The organism is Acidovorax sp. NO-1 (assembly GCF_000238595.1).
In the GTDB taxonomy this organism is placed as follows: Bacteria; Pseudomonadota; Gammaproteobacteria; order Burkholderiales; family Burkholderiaceae_C; genus Acidovorax.
Genome location: NZ_AGTS01000019.1, coordinates 40,313 through 57,037, shown reverse-complemented (window position 1 = coordinate 57,037; position 16,725 = coordinate 40,313). Strand labels below are relative to the sequence as shown.

11 protein-coding genes are annotated in these 16,725 nt (G+C 64.5%); 10 read left to right on the top strand and 1 reads right to left on the bottom strand.

Annotated elements, in window-relative coordinates; translation table 11 throughout:
* Positions 1-174 (bottom strand): helix-turn-helix domain-containing protein (locus KYG_RS23470; RefSeq protein WP_008903140.1); only part of this gene is annotated, 174 nt, incomplete at its 3' end.
* A gap of 298 nt (positions 175-472) precedes the next feature.
* On the opposite strand from KYG_RS23470, the gene KYG_RS01995 reads away from it, so the two are divergent.
* The 10 genes from KYG_RS01995 (at position 473) to KYG_RS01950 (ending at position 16,713) form a co-directional block, all read left to right on the top strand.
* The gene (locus tag KYG_RS01995) at positions 473-1,768 is read left to right on the top strand and encodes a nitrate/nitrite transporter (protein ID WP_008903139.1); all 1,296 of its coding nucleotides are present in this window, start codon (positions 473-475) and stop codon (positions 1,766-1,768) included.
* Between the two features lie 24 nt (positions 1,769-1,792).
* Entirely contained in the window at positions 1,793-3,202 is a 1,410-nt protein-coding gene (locus KYG_RS01990; RefSeq protein WP_008903138.1) for a NarK family nitrate/nitrite MFS transporter, read from the top strand.
* A 34-nt stretch (positions 3,203-3,236) separates the two neighbouring features.
* Positions 3,237-7,028 (top strand): nitrate reductase subunit alpha, encoded by a 3,792-nt coding sequence (locus tag KYG_RS01985; RefSeq protein ID WP_008903137.1) that lies wholly within the window; start codon positions 3,237-3,239, stop codon positions 7,026-7,028.
* 20 nt (positions 7,029-7,048) lie between these two features.
* Complete coding sequence (gene narH, locus KYG_RS01980) at positions 7,049-8,572, top strand: nitrate reductase subunit beta (protein ID WP_008903136.1); 1,524 nt, start codon at positions 7,049-7,051, stop codon at positions 8,570-8,572.
* Between the two features lie 22 nt (positions 8,573-8,594).
* Complete coding sequence (gene narJ / locus KYG_RS01975; RefSeq protein ID WP_008903135.1) at positions 8,595-9,296, top strand: nitrate reductase molybdenum cofactor assembly chaperone; 702 nt, start codon at positions 8,595-8,597, stop codon at positions 9,294-9,296.
* On the top strand, positions 9,293-10,024 hold the full coding sequence (narI, locus tag KYG_RS01970; RefSeq protein WP_008903134.1) for a respiratory nitrate reductase subunit gamma: 732 nt from the start codon (positions 9,293-9,295) through the stop codon (positions 10,022-10,024). Before narJ ends, narI begins: the two co-directional genes overlap by 4 nt.
* A gap of 145 nt (positions 10,025-10,169) precedes the next feature.
* Positions 10,170-10,994 (top strand): peptidylprolyl isomerase, encoded by an 825-nt coding sequence (locus tag KYG_RS01965; protein ID WP_008903132.1) that lies wholly within the window; start codon positions 10,170-10,172, stop codon positions 10,992-10,994.
* A 23-nt stretch (positions 10,995-11,017) separates the two neighbouring features.
* Positions 11,018-11,698 carry a carbonic anhydrase gene (locus KYG_RS01960; RefSeq protein WP_008903131.1) on the top strand — a complete coding sequence of 227 codons (681 nt, stop codon included), beginning with the start codon at positions 11,018-11,020 and terminating at the stop codon, positions 11,696-11,698.
* Positions 11,699-11,794: 96 nt separating this feature from the next.
* Positions 11,795-15,382, top strand: a complete 3,588-nt coding sequence (locus KYG_RS01955) for an LAGLIDADG family homing endonuclease (protein ID WP_008903130.1) — start codon at positions 11,795-11,797, stop codon at positions 15,380-15,382.
* Complete coding sequence (locus KYG_RS01950) at positions 15,379-16,713, top strand: NnrS family protein (RefSeq protein ID WP_008903129.1); 1,335 nt, start codon at positions 15,379-15,381, stop codon at positions 16,711-16,713. Before KYG_RS01955 ends, KYG_RS01950 begins: the two co-directional genes overlap by 4 nt.
* The last annotated feature ends 12 nt before the right edge of the window (positions 16,714-16,725 follow it).

The following is a 16,725-nucleotide window of genomic DNA, read 5'->3' as shown; positions in this document are numbered from 1 at the left end:
AAACTTGGAGGTATAGCCCTTGGCGCCTGCATTGCGTTGGCATTCTCGGCTGATGGTGCTTTTGCAGCGCCCCAGGGCACGGGCTATGGCGCTGAGGCTTTGCTTTTGCTGCAGTCCAAGGGCTATCGCATGACGTTCGCTCTGGCTCAACTGCTGGTAATTCTTCTTTGACATCTTGGCCTCAATTCTCGGTGTTGCACTTCAGAATTGAGGCCGCCAAGCGCTGGAGCCTGTTTTGGCTTGAAATCCGCTCCCTGGCCGGGGGGCGGATGCGTTGGTGCGCGCGCTGCCTGCGTGCGGCAGCTGTCCCGGCTTTGCAGACCATAGTTCTTTCGAACGATGCGCACCTGCTGCCTTGCCTGCGCGAACTAGTTCTTTTGCTGCGGTGCAGATGTGCTTGCGGAGGATGTTCACGGCGGTCCGGAAAACCGACCATACAGCCTACGCAAAAGAGAAGAACAGGAACCGCGCAATGGCCCATACCCCCTTGCCCCCGGGCGACAGCCCGCAGCGCACCCGCCAGGCCTGGTCGGTGCTCATCGTCAGCACCTTCGCCTTCACGGTGTGCTTCATGGTCTGGATGATGTTCGGCGTCATCGGCATCCCCATCAAGAAGATGCTGGACCTGAACTCCACACAGTTCGGGCTGCTCATGTCCATGCCCGTGCTCACGGGCTCGCTGGTGCGGGTGCCGCTCGGCATCTGGACCGACAAGTACGGTGGCCGCATCGTGATGACCGCGGTCATGGCCACCACCGTGCCCGCCATCTGGATGATGGGCTACGCCACCGAATACTGGCACTTCCTCACCATCGGCCTGTTCGTCGGCCTGGCCGGCGGCTCGTTCTCGGTCGGCACGCCCTATGTGGCGCGCTGGTTTCCCAAGCACCGCCAGGGCACGGCCATGGGCGTGTACGGTGCGGGCAACTCGGGCGCGGCCGTGAACAAGTTCGTGGCGCCGGTGATTCTGGTGGCCTTCGGATGGACCATGGTGCCGCAGGTGTACGCGGCCATCATGCTGGGCACGCTGGTGCTGTTCTGGTGCTTCAGCTACAGCGACCCGGCCCACCTGGTGCCCAGCAATGTCAAGTTCACCGACCAGCTCAAGGCGCTCAAGGACCCCAAGGTGCTCAAGTACTGCCAGTACTACAGCATCGTGTTCGGCGGCTATGTGGCGCTGTCGCTGTGGATGGTGCAGTACTACGTGGGCGAGTTTGGCCTCGACATCCGCGTGGCCGCGCTGCTGGCCGCCTGCTTCTCGCTGCCCGGCGGCGTGCTGCGTGCCATCGGCGGCATGCTCTCTGACAAGTACGGCGCGCACAGCGTGACCTGGTGGGTGATGTGGGTGAGCTGGATCTGCCTGTTCCTGCTGAGCTACCCGCAGACCGACTTCACCATCGTCACCGTCAACGGCCCCAAGACCTTCCACATCGGCCTCAATGTGTACATGTTCACCGGCCTCATGTTCTTGCTGGGCATCGCCTGGGCTTTCGGCAAGGCGAGTGTCTTCAAGTACATCAGCGACGACTACCCGCAGAACATCGGCGCCATCAGCGGCATCGTGGGCCTGGCTGGCGGTATGGGCGGCTTCATCCTGCCCATCCTGTTCGGCGCTCTGATGGACCTCACCGGCATCCGCTCCAGCGCCTTCATGCTGATGTATGGCGTGGTGTGGGTCTCGCTGATCTGGATGTACTTCACCGAGGTGCGCCGCACCGATCTCATGGGCACACAGACCGCCGCCACCACCGCGTCTGCGCCCCGCTGAACCCTCAATTTCCAAGGAACCACCATGTCAGCCACACCCGCCAGCAGGCGCCAGGGGCGTCTGCTCACCCTCTGGGCCCCCGAGGACAAATCGTTCTGGGAGCGCGAAGGCGAAGCCATCGCCAAGCTCAACCTGTGGATCTCGGTACCCGCACTGTTCCTGGCCTTCGCCATCTGGCAGGTCTGGAGCGTGGTCGCCGTGAGCCTGCCGGGCCTGGGCTTCAAGTACTCCACCAACCAGCTGTTCTGGCTGGCCGCAGCGCCCGCGCTGTCGGGCGCCACGCTGCGCATCTTCTACTCGTTCATGGTCCCGCTGGTCGGCGGCCGCCGCTGGACGGCGATCTCCACCGCCAGCCTGCTGATTCCCGCCATCGGCATCGGCTTTGCGGTGCAGGACAACACCACGGCCTACCCCACCATGCTCATCCTGGCGCTGCTGTGCGGTCTGGGCGGCGGCAACTTCAGCTCCAGCATGGCCAACATCAGCTTCTTCTTCCCGAAGGAGCGCAAGGGCTCGGCACTGGGCGTGAATGCGGGCCTCGGCAATCTGGGCGTGTCGGTGGTGCAGTTCCTGAGCCCGCTGGTGGTCACTGCCGGCATCTTCGGCATCTTCGGCGGCGAAGGTCAGACCATCGTGAAGGACGGCAACACCGTGCAGGTGTGGACGCAGAACGCGGCTTTCATCTGGGTGCCATGGATCGCCATCACTGCACTGGCCGCCTGGTTTGGCATGAACGACATTGCCGACGCGCGTGCCTCGTTTGCCGCGCAGGCTGCCATTTTCAAGCGCAAGCACAACTGGCTGATGTGCGTGCTGTACCTGGGCACCTTCGGCTCGTTCATCGGCTATGCCGCAGGCTTTCCGCTGCTCATCAAGAGCCAGTTCCCCGGCATCAACCCGCTGGCCTACGCCTGGCTGGGCCCGCTGGTGGGCGCCGTGATCCGCCCTTTTGGCGGCTGGCTGGCCGACAAGCTCGGCGGCGCGCGCGTCACGCTGTGGAACTTCATCGTCATGGCGATTGCCGTGGCGGGTGTCACGTTCTTCCTGCCCTCGGAGGGCAATGAGGGGCAGTTTGCTGGCTTCTTCGTGTGCTTCCTGGTGCTGTTCCTCACCACCGGCATCGGCAACGGCTCCACCTTCCGCATGATCCCCGTGATCTTCCTGACCGAAGCCATGCGCGGTGTGGACAAGCACAACGCGGCTGCCGTGGCCCAGGCCAACAAGGAGGGCAACACCCTGGGCGCCGCAACGCTGGGCTTCACGGCCGCCATGGCGGCCTACGGCGGGTTCTTCATCCCCAAGAGCTATGGCAGCTCGATTGCCCTGACCGGCAGCCCCCACGCGGCGCTGTGGACCTTCTTTGCGTTCTACCTCGTCTGCATCGTCATCACCTGGTGGTACTACGCCCGCAAGCAGGCCGAAATGCCTTGCTGACACCCCGCACACCGAACAGAAAAAGGAGCCCCCGATGAGTCATTTCCTCGATCGCCTCACGTACTTCTCGCAACCCCGCGAGACCTTTGCACAAGGCCACGGCGAAACCAACGGCGAAGACCGCACCTGGGAAGACGCCTACCGCGACCGCTGGGCGCACGACAAGATCGTGCGCAGCACCCACGGTGTGAACTGCACGGGATCGTGCTCGTGGAAGATCTACGTCAAGGGCGGCATCGTCACCTGGGAAACCCAGCAGACCGACTACCCCCGCACCCGGCCCGACCTGCCCAACCACGAGCCCCGTGGCTGCGCACGCGGCGCCAGCTACAGCTGGTACCTGTACAGCGCCAACCGCGTGAAGTACCCCATGGTGCGCGGCCGCCTGCTCAAGCACTGGCGCGCCGCGCTGCTGCTGGCCAAGAGCCCGGTGGACGCCTGGGCCAGCATCGTCGAGAACGACGCGGCCAAGAGCGAGTGGCAAAAGCAGCGGGGCCTGGGTGGCTTCGTGCGCAGCACCTGGGACGAAGTCAACCAGATGATCGCTGCGGCCAACGTGTACACCATCAAGAAGCACGGCCCCGACCGCATCATCGGCTTCTCGCCCATTCCGGCGATGTCGATGATTTCGTATGCCGCTGGCAGCCGCTACCTGAGCCTCATCGGCGGCGTGTGCATGAGTTTTTACGACTGGTACTGCGATCTGCCCCCCAGCAGCCCGCAGACCTGGGGGGAGCAAACTGACGTGCCCGAGTCGGCCGACTGGTACAACAGCTCCTACATCATTGCCTGGGGCTCCAACGTGCCCCAGACGCGCACGCCCGACGCGCACTTTTTGACCGAGGTGCGCTACAAGGGCACCAAGGTCGTGTCCATCACGCCCGACTACTCTGAAGTGGCCAAGCTGGGCGATCTGTGGATGCACCCCAAGCAGGGCACCGACGCCGCCGTGGCCATGGCCATGGGCCACGTGATCCTCAAGGAGTTCTACTTCGACAAGCGTTCGGCGTACTTCGATGACTACGCCCGCCGCTATACCGACCTGCCGCTGCTGGTGGTGCTCAAGGAAAAGACGCTGCCCGATGGCCGCACGGTGATGGTGCCCGACCGCTATGTGCGCGCGAGCGACTTTCCCGGCCAGCTCGACCAGTCGAACAACCCCGACTGGAAGACTGTGGGCTATGACGAGCTTGGCCAGGTCACGCTGCCCAACGGCTCCATCGGCTTCCGCTGGGGCGCCGACGGCCGCGCCGACCAGGGGCTGTGGAACCTGGAAAACAAGGACGCACGCACGGCCAACACCGTCAAGCTGAAGTTGTCGGTCATCGAAGACGGTGCGCAGGCGCACGAGGTGGCCGACGTGGCCTTCCCGTACTTTGGCGGCGTGCCGACGCCCAACTTCACGGCCAACGAACAAGGTGGCGATGTGATGGTGCGCCGTGTACCGGTGTCCCACCTGGAGCTGGCCGGGCACGAAGCCCAGGGCCGCGTGATGGTGGCCACGGTGTTCGACCTGCTGGCCGGCAACTACGGCGTCGACCGCGGTCTGCCTGGCGAGGTGCCCGGTGGCGGCTACGACGCCGACCGCCCCTACACCCCCGCCTGGCAGGAGAAGATCACCGGCGTGCCGCGCGACCAGATCATCACCGTGGCGCGCCAGTTTGCCGACAACGCCGACAAGACGCATGGCAAGTCCATGGTGATCATCGGCGCGGCCATGAACCACTGGTACCACAGCGACATGAACTACCGCGGCATCATCAACATGCTGATGTTGTGCGGTTGCATCGGCCAAAGCGGTGGCGGCTGGGCGCACTACGTGGGCCAGGAGAAGCTGCGCCCGCAGACCGGCTGGACCGCGCTGGCCTTTGCGCTGGACTGGATCCGCCCACCCCGCCAGATGAACAGCACGAGCTTCTTCTACGCCCATACGGACCAATGGCGCTACGAGAAGCTGGGCATGGAGGAAATCCTCTCGCCCCTGGCCGACAAGAAGGCCTACCACGGCGCGCAGATCGACTACAACGTGCGCGCCGAGCGCATGGGCTGGCTGCCATCGGCACCCCAGCTCAAGACCAACCCCATGCAGGTGGCCAAGGATGCCGCTGCAGCGGGCATGGATGCGAAGGATTACGTCGTCAAGTCGCTGAAGGACGGCACGCTCACGATGAGCTGCGAGGACCCCGACCATCCGTCCAACTGGCCGCGCAACATGTTCGTGTGGCGCTCCAACATCCTGGGTTCGTCGGGCAAGGGGCATGAATACTTCCTCAAGCACCTGCTGGGGACCACCCACGGCGTGCAGGGCAAGGACCTGGGCAAGGACGAAGCCAAGCCCGAGGAAGTGCAGTGGCACACCAACGCACCCGAAGGCAAGCTGGACCTGCTGGTCACGCTCGACTTCCGCATGAGCACCACCTGCCTGTATTCGGACATCGTGCTGCCCACAGCCACCTGGTATGAGAAGAACGACCTCAACACCAGCGACATGCACCCCTTCATCCATCCGCTGTCCACGGCGGTGGACCCTGCCTGGCAGGCCAAGAGCGACTGGGAGATCTACAAGGGTTTCGCCAAGGCAGTGAGCGAGGTCAGCGTGGGCCACCTGGGCGTGGAAAAGGATGTGGTGCTCACGCCCATCATGCACGACACGGCAGGCGAAATGGCCCAGCCTTACGCCGTGCGCGACTGGAAGCGGGGCGAGTGCGAACTCATCCCCGGCAAGACTGCGCCCCAGGTCACCGTGGTCGAGCGCGACTACCCCAACCTGTACAAACGTTTCACGGCCCTCGGCCCGCTGATGGACAAGGCAGGCAACGGCGGCAAGGGCATCGGCTGGAACACCCAAACTGAAGTTGGCCAGCTGGGCGACCTGAACGGCCGTGTGAAGGAAGAAGGTGTGACGCAGGGCATGCCCCGCATCGTTAGCGATATCGACGCCACCGAAGTGGTGATGATGCTGGCGCCCGAGACCAACGGCCACGTGGCCTGCAAGGCATGGGAGGCCCTGGGCAAGCAGACCGGCCGTGACCACGTGCACCTGGCGCTGCACCGCGAAGACGAGAAGATCCGCTTCCGTGACATCCAGGCGCAGCCGCGCAAAATCATCAGCTCGCCTACCTGGTCGGGTCTGGAAAGCGAAAAGGTCAGCTACAACGCGGGCTACACCAACGTGCACGAGTACATCCCATGGCGCACCCTCACGGGCCGCCAGCAGTTCTACCAGGATCACCCGTGGATGCGTGACTTTGGCGAAGGCTTTGTGAGCTACCGCCCACCGGTGCACCTCAAGACGCTGGAAGAAGTCGAGGGCAAGAAGCCCAACGGCAACCGCGAGATCGCGCTGAACTTCATTACGCCGCACCAGAAGTGGGGCATCCACAGCACGTACAGCGACAACCTGATGATGCTCACGTTGAACCGGGGTGGCTCGGTGGTATGGATCAGTGAAGACGACGCCAAGGTCGCCGGCATCGTGGACAACGACTGGGTCGAACTTTTCAACGCCAACGGCGCCATTGCGGCCCGCGCGGTGGTGAGCCAGCGTGTGAACCCCGGCATGGTGATGATGTACCACTCACAAGAGAAGATCATCAACACTCCCGGCTCCGAGATCACCGGCACCCGTGGCGGTATCCACAACTCGGTCACGCGCATCGTGCTCAAGCCCACCCACATGATTGGCGGCTACGCGCAATACAGCTACGGCTTTAACTACTACGGAACCATCGGCACCAACCGCGACGAGTTCGTGCTGGTGCGCAAGATGGACCGTATCGATTGGCTCGACGATGAGCCTGTGTCCGGCACTGCCGCCCACGCCTGAGCACCGCAAGGAGAAACACGATGAAAATTCGCGCACAAATCGGCATGGTGCTGAACCTGGACAAGTGCATCGGTTGCCACACCTGTTCCGTCACCTGCAAGAACGTCTGGACCAGCCGACCCGGGATGGAATATGCCTGGTTCAACAACGTGGAGACCAAGCCGGGCATTGGCTACCCCAAGGAATGGGAAAACCAGGACAAGTGGAACGGCGGCTGGGTACGCAACCCCGACGGCTCCATCGCCCCCCGCCAGGGCGGCAAGTGGAAGCTGCTCATGCGCATCTTCGCCAACCCCAACCTGCCGCAGATCGACGACTACTACGAGCCCTTCACGTTCGACTACGACCACCTGCAGTCGGCTCCGGAAAGCAAGGCCGCCCCCACGGCCCGCCCGCGCAGCCTGATCACCGGCAAGCGCATGGAGAAGATCGAGTGGGGCCCGAACTGGGAGGAAATCCTGGGCGGCGAGTTCAGCAAGCGCAGCAAGGACAAGAACTTCGACGATGTGCAAAAGGACATCTACGGCCAGTTCGAAAACACCTTCATGATGTACCTGCCGCGCCTGTGCGAGCACTGCCTGAACCCGGCGTGCGTGGCATCGTGCCCCAGCGGTTCGATCTACAAGCGCGAGGAAGACGGCATCGTGCTGATCGACCAGGACAAGTGCCGCGGCTGGCGCATGTGCGTGAGCGGCTGCCCCTACAAGAAGATCTACTACAACTGGCAGTCGGGCAAGGCAGAGAAGTGCATCTTCTGCTACCCGCGCATCGAAGCAGGTCAGCCCACCGTGTGCTCCGAGACCTGCGTGGGGCGTATCCGGTATCTCGGCGTGCTGCTGTATGACGCAGACCGCATCCAGGAAGCCGCCAGCGTGGAGCGCGACCGCGACCTGTACCAGGCCCAGCTCGATATCTTCCTGAATCCCAACGATCCCGACGTCATCAAGCAGGCGCGCATCGACGGCATTCCGGACAGCTGGATGGACGCCGCCCGCAACAGCCCCGTCTACAAGATGGCCGTGGACTGGAAGGTGGCCCTGCCGCTGCACCCCGAATACCGCACGCTGCCCATGGTCTGGTATGTGCCACCGCTGTCGCCCATCACGGCGGCTGCCAACGCCGGCCATGTGGGTGTGAATGGCGAGATCCCGGACGTGTCGCAGCTGCGCATCCCCGTGCAGTACCTGGCCAACCTGCTCACCGCCGGTGACACCGGGCCCGTGGTGCGGGCGCTGGAGCGCATGCTGGCCATGCGCACCTACCAGCGCGACAAGCATGTGGAGCAGCGCCAGAACCTGTCGGTGCTCAAGCAGGCCGGCCTGTCGATGGCGGAGGTGGAAGAGATGTACCACGTGATGGCGATTGCCAATTACGAGGACCGCTTTGTCATCCCATCGGCCCACCGCGAGTACGCAGAAAACGCGTTCGACATCCGGGGCGGCTGCGGCTTCTCGTTTGGCAACGGTTGCTCCGACGGCGCCACCGAGACCAGCATGTTCGGCGGCAAGAAGCCCCGAACGATCCCGATCAAGGCCACGGTCTGATTGCACACAGGAAGGAATCACCATGTTCAAGAAGAACCCGACCTCCGTGCGCCTGACCCTGCGCGCCCTGGGCTACCTGCTGAGCTACCCCGACGCGCAGCTGCGCAGCGTGATGCCGCAGCTCATCGACGCCTTGCAGACCGAACAGGCCCTCTCGGCAGACCGCATGGACGAGCTGAAGGCAGTGTGCGAGCACCTGGCCGCACTCGACACGCTGGAAGCCGAAGCCCGCTATGTGGACAACTTTGACCGCGGGCGCCAGACCTCGCTGCACCTGTTCGAGCATGTGCACGGCGACTCGCGCGACCGGGGCCCGGCGCTCATTGACCTGATGCAGACCTATGAAAAAGCCGGTCTGCAGTTCGAGGCCGAAGAGCTGCCCGACCACCTGCCCGTGGTGCTGGAGTTCGCATCCACCCAGCCGCCCGAGGTGGCCAGGGAGTTTCTGGGCGAAATGGCCCACATCCTGAACGCCTTGTTCAGCGCATTGGTCGCGCGCAATAGCCCCTATGCCAGCGTGATCGCTGCGGTGCTCGAAGTTGCCGGGCAGCGTGTGCAGTCGGTGGCGCTCACGCCCGAGCCGCCAATGGACGAGGTCTGGGCCGAGCCCGAAGCGTTTGGCGGTTGCAGCACGCAGGGCCAGTCCAGGCCCGACCAGCCGCAACCGGTGCATTTTGTTCGTAACGCCCGCACCGAGCGGGCTCCAGAAGGAGTCTCAGCATGACCGCCTGGCTTGATACCCTGTTGTTTGGCATTTATCCCTATATCTGCCTGGCCGTTTTTTTCATTGGCAGCTGGGTGCGGTTTGACCGCGACCAGTACACATGGAAGAGCGATTCGTCGCAGCTGCTGCGCACCGGCAGCCTGCGCTGGGGCAGCAACCTGTTCCACATCGGCGTGCTGTTCCTGTTCTTCGGGCATACCTTTGGCATGCTCACGCCACACTTCATGTACGAGGCCTTCATCAGCGCTGGCACCAAGCAGATCATTGCCATGGTGACGGGCGGTATCGCGGGTGTGCTGGCCTTCATCGGCCTGTCCATCCTGCTGCACCGCCGCCTGTCGGACCCGCGCATCCGCGCCACCTCCAAGACCAGCGACATCCTGATCCTGGTGTTGTTCTGGTTGCAACTGGCGCTGGGCCTGGCCACCATTCCACTGTCTGCCCAGCATCTGGACGGTTCCATGATGATGAAACTGGCCGAGTGGGGCCAGCGCGTGGTGACCTTCCGCAGCGGTGGTGTGGAGTTGCTTGCAGAAGCCGGCTGGATCTTCAAGGCCCACATGTTCCTGGGCATGACGATCTTCCTGGTCTTCCCGTTCACACGACTCGTGCATGTGTGGAGCGGCTTCGGCACCCTGGCATACCTGCTGCGCCCTTACCAGGTGGTGCGTGCGCGCCGAATGAACCTTCCGGCCGGCCACATGCAGTCGCAGGACCGCCGCGCCTGAACCCCATCATTGCAAGGAGTACCCCATGAGCGGATGTGGAACCGGGAGCTGCGGATGCAGCTCCACAGACAGCAGTGCGTCGGCAGCCCCGGCCAGCACGTTGACCCCCACGCAGACAGCGGCCTATGAGGCACTGGCGGCAACGATGGGCCAGGCACCCTCGATGGCTGCACGGCAGTTCGATGCCGTGAGCCCCGGCGGTGCTGTGGCAGGGATAGCGCGCATCAACGGCATCGCCCTCAATGCAGCCAACGAGCTGCTCGATGAAGAAACGCTGCGTCAGCGCGCCTGCACCGAACTGCTGCGCCAGGCCGCACAGCAGGCGGGTTTGCTTTCTGCGGATGATGTTCCGGGTGTTCAAGGGGCAATCAGCGCCGAGGCGTCCCATGCCATCGAGCAGCTGCTGGACCGCGAACTGCAGGTTCCGGAGCCGTCGGAAGAGGCGTGCCGCCGATACCACGATGCTCACCCTGCAGCGCATGCGCAGGGCGAGCGTGTTCAGTTGCGCCATGTGCTTTTTGCCGTGACGCCGGGTGTGGATGTGAAACAACTGCGCCTGCGCGCCGAGGCCATGCTGATCGAGCTGCGCTGTGCGGACGATGGAGGGGCAAAGTTCTCCGAGGCAGCGGCGCAGTGGTCTAACTGCCCGAGTGGCCAGCAGGGCGGAGACCTGGGCTGGCTCACCCGTGGGGACTGCGCGCCCGAGTTTGCCCGCGAAGTGTTTGGCAGTGCCGAGATCGGCGTGCTGGCACGTCTGGTGCACAGCCGTTTTGGCTTGCATGTGGTGGAGGTGGTGGCGCGCGACCCGGGGCAGCAGCCCGTGTTCGGGGAAGTGCGCCAGGCCATTGCACTCACGCTGCGCCAGCAAACGTGGGTGAATGCCTTGCGCCAGTACTTGCAGCTGCTGGCGGGCGCTGCCGTGGTGGAAGGCGTGGCACTGGATGCGGCCGATTCGCCCCTGGTGCAGTAGCTGCACTACCGACTGACCGCACCATGCCCGACGAATTGCTTGACCGATTGCGCCGATTTCACGACGACGCGTTTCCCCAGTACCGCGAGCAGTTCAAGACGCTGGTGGATGAGGGGCAGCATCCCACCACCCTGTTTATCGGCTGCTCCGACTCGCGCCTGGTGCCCTACCTGCTGACTGGCGCGGGCCCTGGTGAGCTGTTTCTGGTGCGCAACGTGGGGGCCTTTGTGCCGCCTTACGACGGATCACACGGCCACCACGGCACCACGGCGGCCATCGAGTTCGCGGTGCTTAACCTGCACGTCAGCCGCATCGTCGTGTGCGGCCACAGTCACTGTGGGGCTATCAAGGCGATGTATGGTGAGGTTTCGCCCGAGGCGCCCAACCTGGACCGATGGCTGGACCTGGGGCGCGAAGCCCTGCTGCCCATGCAGGTGGGGCCCGAGGTGCTGCGGCGCACCGAGCAGCGCGCCGTGGTGCTGCAGCTGGAGCGCCTGATGGAGTACCCCATGGTGCGCAGCCGGGTGCAGTCGGGTCAGATCAGCCTGCACGGCTGGCACTATGTGATCGAAGAAGGAGAAGTGCATGTGTTTGATGTCAAGACGGGCGGCTTCGTGCCGGCCTCGCGGGCTGACAACAGCGGCACCGGTCCTTACCACCCGTATGTGGAACACGACGGGCAGGTACTTCTGGACGAGCTTTGACCTTGCCGGGTATTTTTCGCGGTAGTCCGTGGTGAATACGCCCTGCTTGATGGAACGCAAGACCCCACCGGCGTGAAACCCAAATCATCGGCCCCCATGAAACGCGAACCCCAGCCCCCCCTCAAACCCACCGCCCCCCTGCAGCCCATCAGCCTGGATGTTCTGCGGGAGAAATACCTCAAACCCGGCGAAACCACGGCCGACGAGCTGTACCAGCGCGTGGCGCGGGCCCTGGCCTCGGTCGAAAAGCCGGAGCTGCGAGAAGAATACGAAGTCCTGTTCCTCGCCAACCTCAAGGCCGGCGCCATCGGTGCGGGCCGCATCATGAGCGCAGCGGGCACCGATATCCAGGCCACGCTCATCAACTGCTTCGTGCAGCCCGTGGGCGACTGCATCCAGGGTGTGGACGATGAGGGCTTTCCGGGCATCTACGAAGCGCTGCGCGAAGCGGCCGAGACCATGCGCCGTGGCGGTGGCGTGGGCTACGACTTCTCCCGCATCCGTCCCAAGGGCGCACAGGTGAAGGCCACAGCCTCCATGGCCTCGGGGCCGTGCAGCTACATGAACGTGTTCGACCAGTCCTGCTCCACCGTGGAAAGCGCGGGCGCACGCCGGGGCGCGCAGATGGGCGTGCTGCGCATCGACCATCCCGATGTGCACGAGTTCATCACTGCCAAGCGCACGCCCGGCCGCTGGAACAACTTCAACGTGTCGGTGGGTGTGTCGGACGAGTTCATCCAGGCGGTTCAGAACAACGCACCGTGGGAGCTGGTGCACAAGGCCCGCCCCGGCGCCACCCTGCTGGCCCAGGGCGCCCGCCAGCGCGTCGATGGCCTGTGGGTGTATGCCACCGTCCCCGCGCGCGATTTGTGGGACACAATCATGAAGTCGGCCTACGACTTTGCCGAGCCGGGCATCCTGTTTTTGGGGCGCATCAACGAAGACAACAACCTGCATTACTGCGAAGACATTGCGGCGACCAACCCCTGCGTCACTGCCGACACCTGGGTGATGACCTCCGAGGGCCCGGCGCAAGTGGCCGACCTGGTGGGCAAGCCGTTTGCTGCCGTGGTGGACGGGCGTGCCTACCGCGTGGAAAGCCAGGGGTTCTTCAAAACGGGCACCAAGCCTGTGCTGGAGCTGCAAACCCGCGATGGGCACTCGCTGCGCCTGACGGCAGACCACCGTGTGCGCCGCGTGGCGCGCAAAACCCGTTATTGCCTTGAGGTGGAATGGACGCCAGCAGCTCAACTACAGCCTGGCGATGAGGTGCTGCTTCACGACCACCGGGCTTTTGCGGGCTGGGGCGGTGCGGGAACGCAGGAGGAGGGCTACCTGCTCGGCCTGTTGATTGGCGACGGAACGCTCAAGGCAGACAAGGCCGTGATTTCGGTGTGGGCCCCTGAACTCAAAGCCGTGGGGCAGGGCACCATGGCTTTCGCCGCCACCGGGGCGGACGGCATCATGCGGGCCGCCACCGCGGCGGCGGCCACGTTGCCGCACCGTGCGGATTTCAAAGGGTTTCAGCGCCCTGTGGCGGGGCGTGGCGAGGTTCGCCTGGCCAGTGCGGCGCTGTGGAAGCTCGCACATGAGATGGGCATGGCGCCAGGTCACAAGACCATCACGGCCACCATGGAGAAGCAATCTTCTGCCTTTGCGCAGGGGCTGCTGTCGGGGTTGTTCGACGCCGACGGCTCGGTGCAGGGTACGCAGGACAAAGGGGTGAGTGTGCGTTTGTCGCAGAGCGACGATGCGCTGTTGCAAACCGTGCAACGCATGCTTGTGCGCATGGGGATTGTGTCCACGCTATACCGGAACCGCCGCATTGTGGGAACGCGCGACTTGCCCAATGGCAAAGGCAGCATGCAGCCCTACCTCACCCGGGCGCAGCATGAGCTGGTCATCAGTGGTGACAACCTTGAGTTGTTTGCCGAGCGTGTCGGCTTTTGCGACACGGAAAAATCAGCGCGCCTGCAGGAAGGGCTGGCGCAATACCAGCGTGCGCTCAATCGCGAACGCTTTACCGCTACTGTGCAGGCGCTGGTCGATGCGGGAATGGAGGATGTGTACGACGTCACCGTGGCTGATGTGCATGCCTTCGATGCCAATGGCCTGGTGGTCCACAACTGTGGCGAGCAGCCACTCCCGTCGTATGGCTGCTGTGACCTGGGCCCCATCATCCTCACCCGCTTTGTGCGTCACCCCTTTGGATTTGGCGGCGTGGCCGCGTTTGACTTTGATGCCTTCACCCAGGCCGTAGCGCTGCAGGTGCGCGCGCTCGACAACGTGCTCGATGTGACCTACTGGCCCTTGCCGCAGCAGCGCGACGAGGCGATGGCCAAGCGGCGCATTGGCGTGGGTTTTACCGGCATGGGCAACACGCTGGCCATGCTGTGCCTGCGCTACGACCTGCCCGAGGGCCGCACGATGGCGGCACGCATTGCCGAGTGCATGCGCGACGCCGCGTACGCCGCGTCGGTGGATCTGGCGCGCGAGAAAGGCGTGTTCCCGAAGTTCGACGCCAGGGGCTATCTGGCCGAAGGCACCTTCGCCAGCCGCCTGCCGGAGTCGCTCAAGGCGGCCATCCACCAGCACGGCATCCGCAACAGCCATCTGCTCTCCATCGCGCCCACGGGCACGGTGAGCCTGGCCTTTGCCGACAACGCCTCCAACGGCATCGAGCCACCGTTTTCGTGGATGTACAAGCGCAAGAAGCGCGAGTCGGACGGCAGCACCTCCGAATACGCGGTGGAAGACCACGCCTGGCGCCTGTACCGCGAGCTGGGCGGCGATGTCAATGTGTTGCCCGATTATTTCGTCTCGGCCCTGGCCATGCCTGCGGAAGGGCACATCGCCATGATGGAGGCCGTGCAGCCCTTTGTGGACACCGCCATTTCCAAAACCGTCAACATCCCCGCCGACTATCCGTACGAAGGGTTCAAGGACCTGTATCTGCAGGCCTGGCGCGCCAAGCTCAAGGGCCTGGCCACCTACCGGCCCAACAGCATTCTGGGTTCGGTACTCGAAACGCATGCAGAAGCTGCACCAGCGCCTGCTGCCGTGGCAGCGCCCACGCCCGCCGCGCCGCCCGTGGACCCCATGCGCACCGTGATCGAAAGCCGCCCACAAGGGGGCCTCTCGGCGGTGGCAGAGAAGCTTGAATACTGGACGCAGGAAGGCCACAAGACCCTGTACCTCATCGTGTCCTTCCTGCCCGTGCCCACGGGCGTGGGCAACGGTACGGTGGACCGCGCCATCGAGTTCTTCATGCCCGTGGGCCAGAGCGGCGAGTCGCAGCAGTGGATCACGTCCAGCATGCGCATGCTGTCGCTGGCGGCACGGGGCGGCTTTCTGGAGCGGGCGCTGTCGGACATGCGCAAGGTCGCCTGGGACCGCGGCCCGGTGCGTCTGGGCACACACCGCAAGGACGACGGCACGCTGGTGCCCATGTGGCACGACTCCGAAGTGGCGGCCATGGCCTTCGCCATCCAGAACATTCTGGCGCGCCGTGTGTCCGACCCGGTGCAGCAGCAACTGCCGCTGGATGAACCCGCACCCTCACCCCTGGCGGTGCCGCAGGCCATGGCGGGCAAAAAATGCACCGAGTGCGGAGCCCATGCCGTGATACGCAAGGACGGATGTGACTACTGCACCCAGTGCGGCCATCTGGGAAGCTGTGGGTGACCCAGGCACGGCCCTCCATCCCTATCCGCACGGCTTCGGGCAAACCCTCCGCGCAGGCGCTTGCGCAGATGGACAAGCGCTGGCGCTGGCGCTATGTGATGCTGGCGCCCCACCGGCTGGGCTTCTTGCTGGCGATGGTGGTGCTGGTGGCTTCCGGCGTGTGGTGGGCGCTGGTGCAGCTCGATCGCTCTACAGCATGGCTGGGGATGTCGGCCGCGGTGTCGTCCACACTGGCGCACTCCGCGGTGATGGCGTTTGGTTTTATTCCGCTGTTCTTTTCAGGCTTTCTTTTCACCGCAGGCCCCAAGTGGCTGGGCGTGGAGCCCTTGCCGGTACAGACGCTGCAATACCCGCTGTTGGCGCAGGCGCTGGGCTGGCTGCTGTGGCTCGCAGGCGCGTACCTGCAGGCGTGGGTGGCTTATGGCGGGCTCGCGCTGGCGTGCGCGGGGCTGTTGTGGATGAGCGCGCTGTTCTGGGGCCTTGTGCGGTTGAGCCGGGCGCAAGACCAGCTGCACGCGCGTGTGATTGCCTGTGCGTGTGCGCTGGGGTCCGTCAGCCTGGCGGGTTTGTGGCTGAGCCTGGTCGGCGGGCAGGGGGCGCTGGCGCGCGTCTGGGTGTTCACGGGGCTCTGGGGGTTTGTGGTCGTGGTGTATGTGACGGTGGCGCACCGCATGATCCCGTTCTTCACGTCCAGCGCCATGCCCATGGTGCAGTCCTGGCGGCCGTTCTGGGTGCTGTGGCTCATGCTGGCGGCAGCGTTGATGCAGGTGCTGGCCGCGTGGCTGGAGTGGGCGGGAGTTTCCGCCAGCCGGGCGGGGCCTGTCTGGGGGCTGTTGCATGGCACGCTGCAACTGGCGGTGGGGGGTATCCTGATCTGGCTTGCCGTGGTGTGGGGGCTGGTGCAAAGCCTCAAGAACAAGTTGCTGGCCATGCTGCACATCGGATTTCTGTGGCTGGGGCTTGCTTTTCTGCTCGGGGGTGCGGCGCAGTGGCTGGCCTGGGGGCTGGGCCTGGGCGGTCTGGCGCTGGGGGCGCTGCATGCGCTCACCATGGGGTGCCTGGCCTCGCTGATGCTGGCCATGGTCACGCGGGTCTCCTGCGGCCACAGCGGCCGCGCGTTGGTGGCCGACCGCATTGCGTGGTCGCTGTTCTGGCTGCTGCAGGTGTGCACCGTGCTGCGGATTGCCGCTACGGTGCCCGGTGTTCCCGGCGCTGTCACGCTCTGGCTCCTGCCGTTGGCTGCGGTGCTGTGGGCTGGCACCATGGGGGTCTGGGGTACACGCCTTGGCCGGTGGTATGGCTGCCTGCGGGCCGATGGTCGCCCGGGCTAAGACTTTTCCAGG

What these genes read in the sequence shown, in the direction of transcription:
- KYG_RS01955 (WP_008903130.1), top strand. Translation starts at nt 11,795, where the DNA reads ATGAAACGCGAACCCCAGCCCCCCCTCAAACCCACCGCCCCCCTGCAG.
- KYG_RS01960 (WP_008903131.1), top strand. Translation starts at nt 11,018, where the DNA reads ATGCCCGACGAATTGCTTGACCGATTGCGCCGATTTCACGACGACGCG.
- KYG_RS01985 (WP_008903137.1), top strand. Translation starts at nt 3,237, where the DNA reads ATGAGTCATTTCCTCGATCGCCTCACGTACTTCTCGCAACCCCGCGAG.
- narJ (WP_008903135.1), top strand. Translation starts at nt 8,595, where the DNA reads ATGTTCAAGAAGAACCCGACCTCCGTGCGCCTGACCCTGCGCGCCCTG.
- KYG_RS01965 (WP_008903132.1), top strand. Translation starts at nt 10,170, where the DNA reads ATGGGCCAGGCACCCTCGATGGCTGCACGGCAGTTCGATGCCGTGAGC.
- KYG_RS01995 (WP_008903139.1), top strand. Translation starts at nt 473, where the DNA reads ATGGCCCATACCCCCTTGCCCCCGGGCGACAGCCCGCAGCGCACCCGC.
- narI (WP_008903134.1), top strand. Translation starts at nt 9,293, where the DNA reads ATGACCGCCTGGCTTGATACCCTGTTGTTTGGCATTTATCCCTATATC.
- KYG_RS01990 (WP_008903138.1), top strand. Translation starts at nt 1,793, where the DNA reads ATGTCAGCCACACCCGCCAGCAGGCGCCAGGGGCGTCTGCTCACCCTC.
- narH (WP_008903136.1), top strand. Translation starts at nt 7,049, where the DNA reads ATGAAAATTCGCGCACAAATCGGCATGGTGCTGAACCTGGACAAGTGC.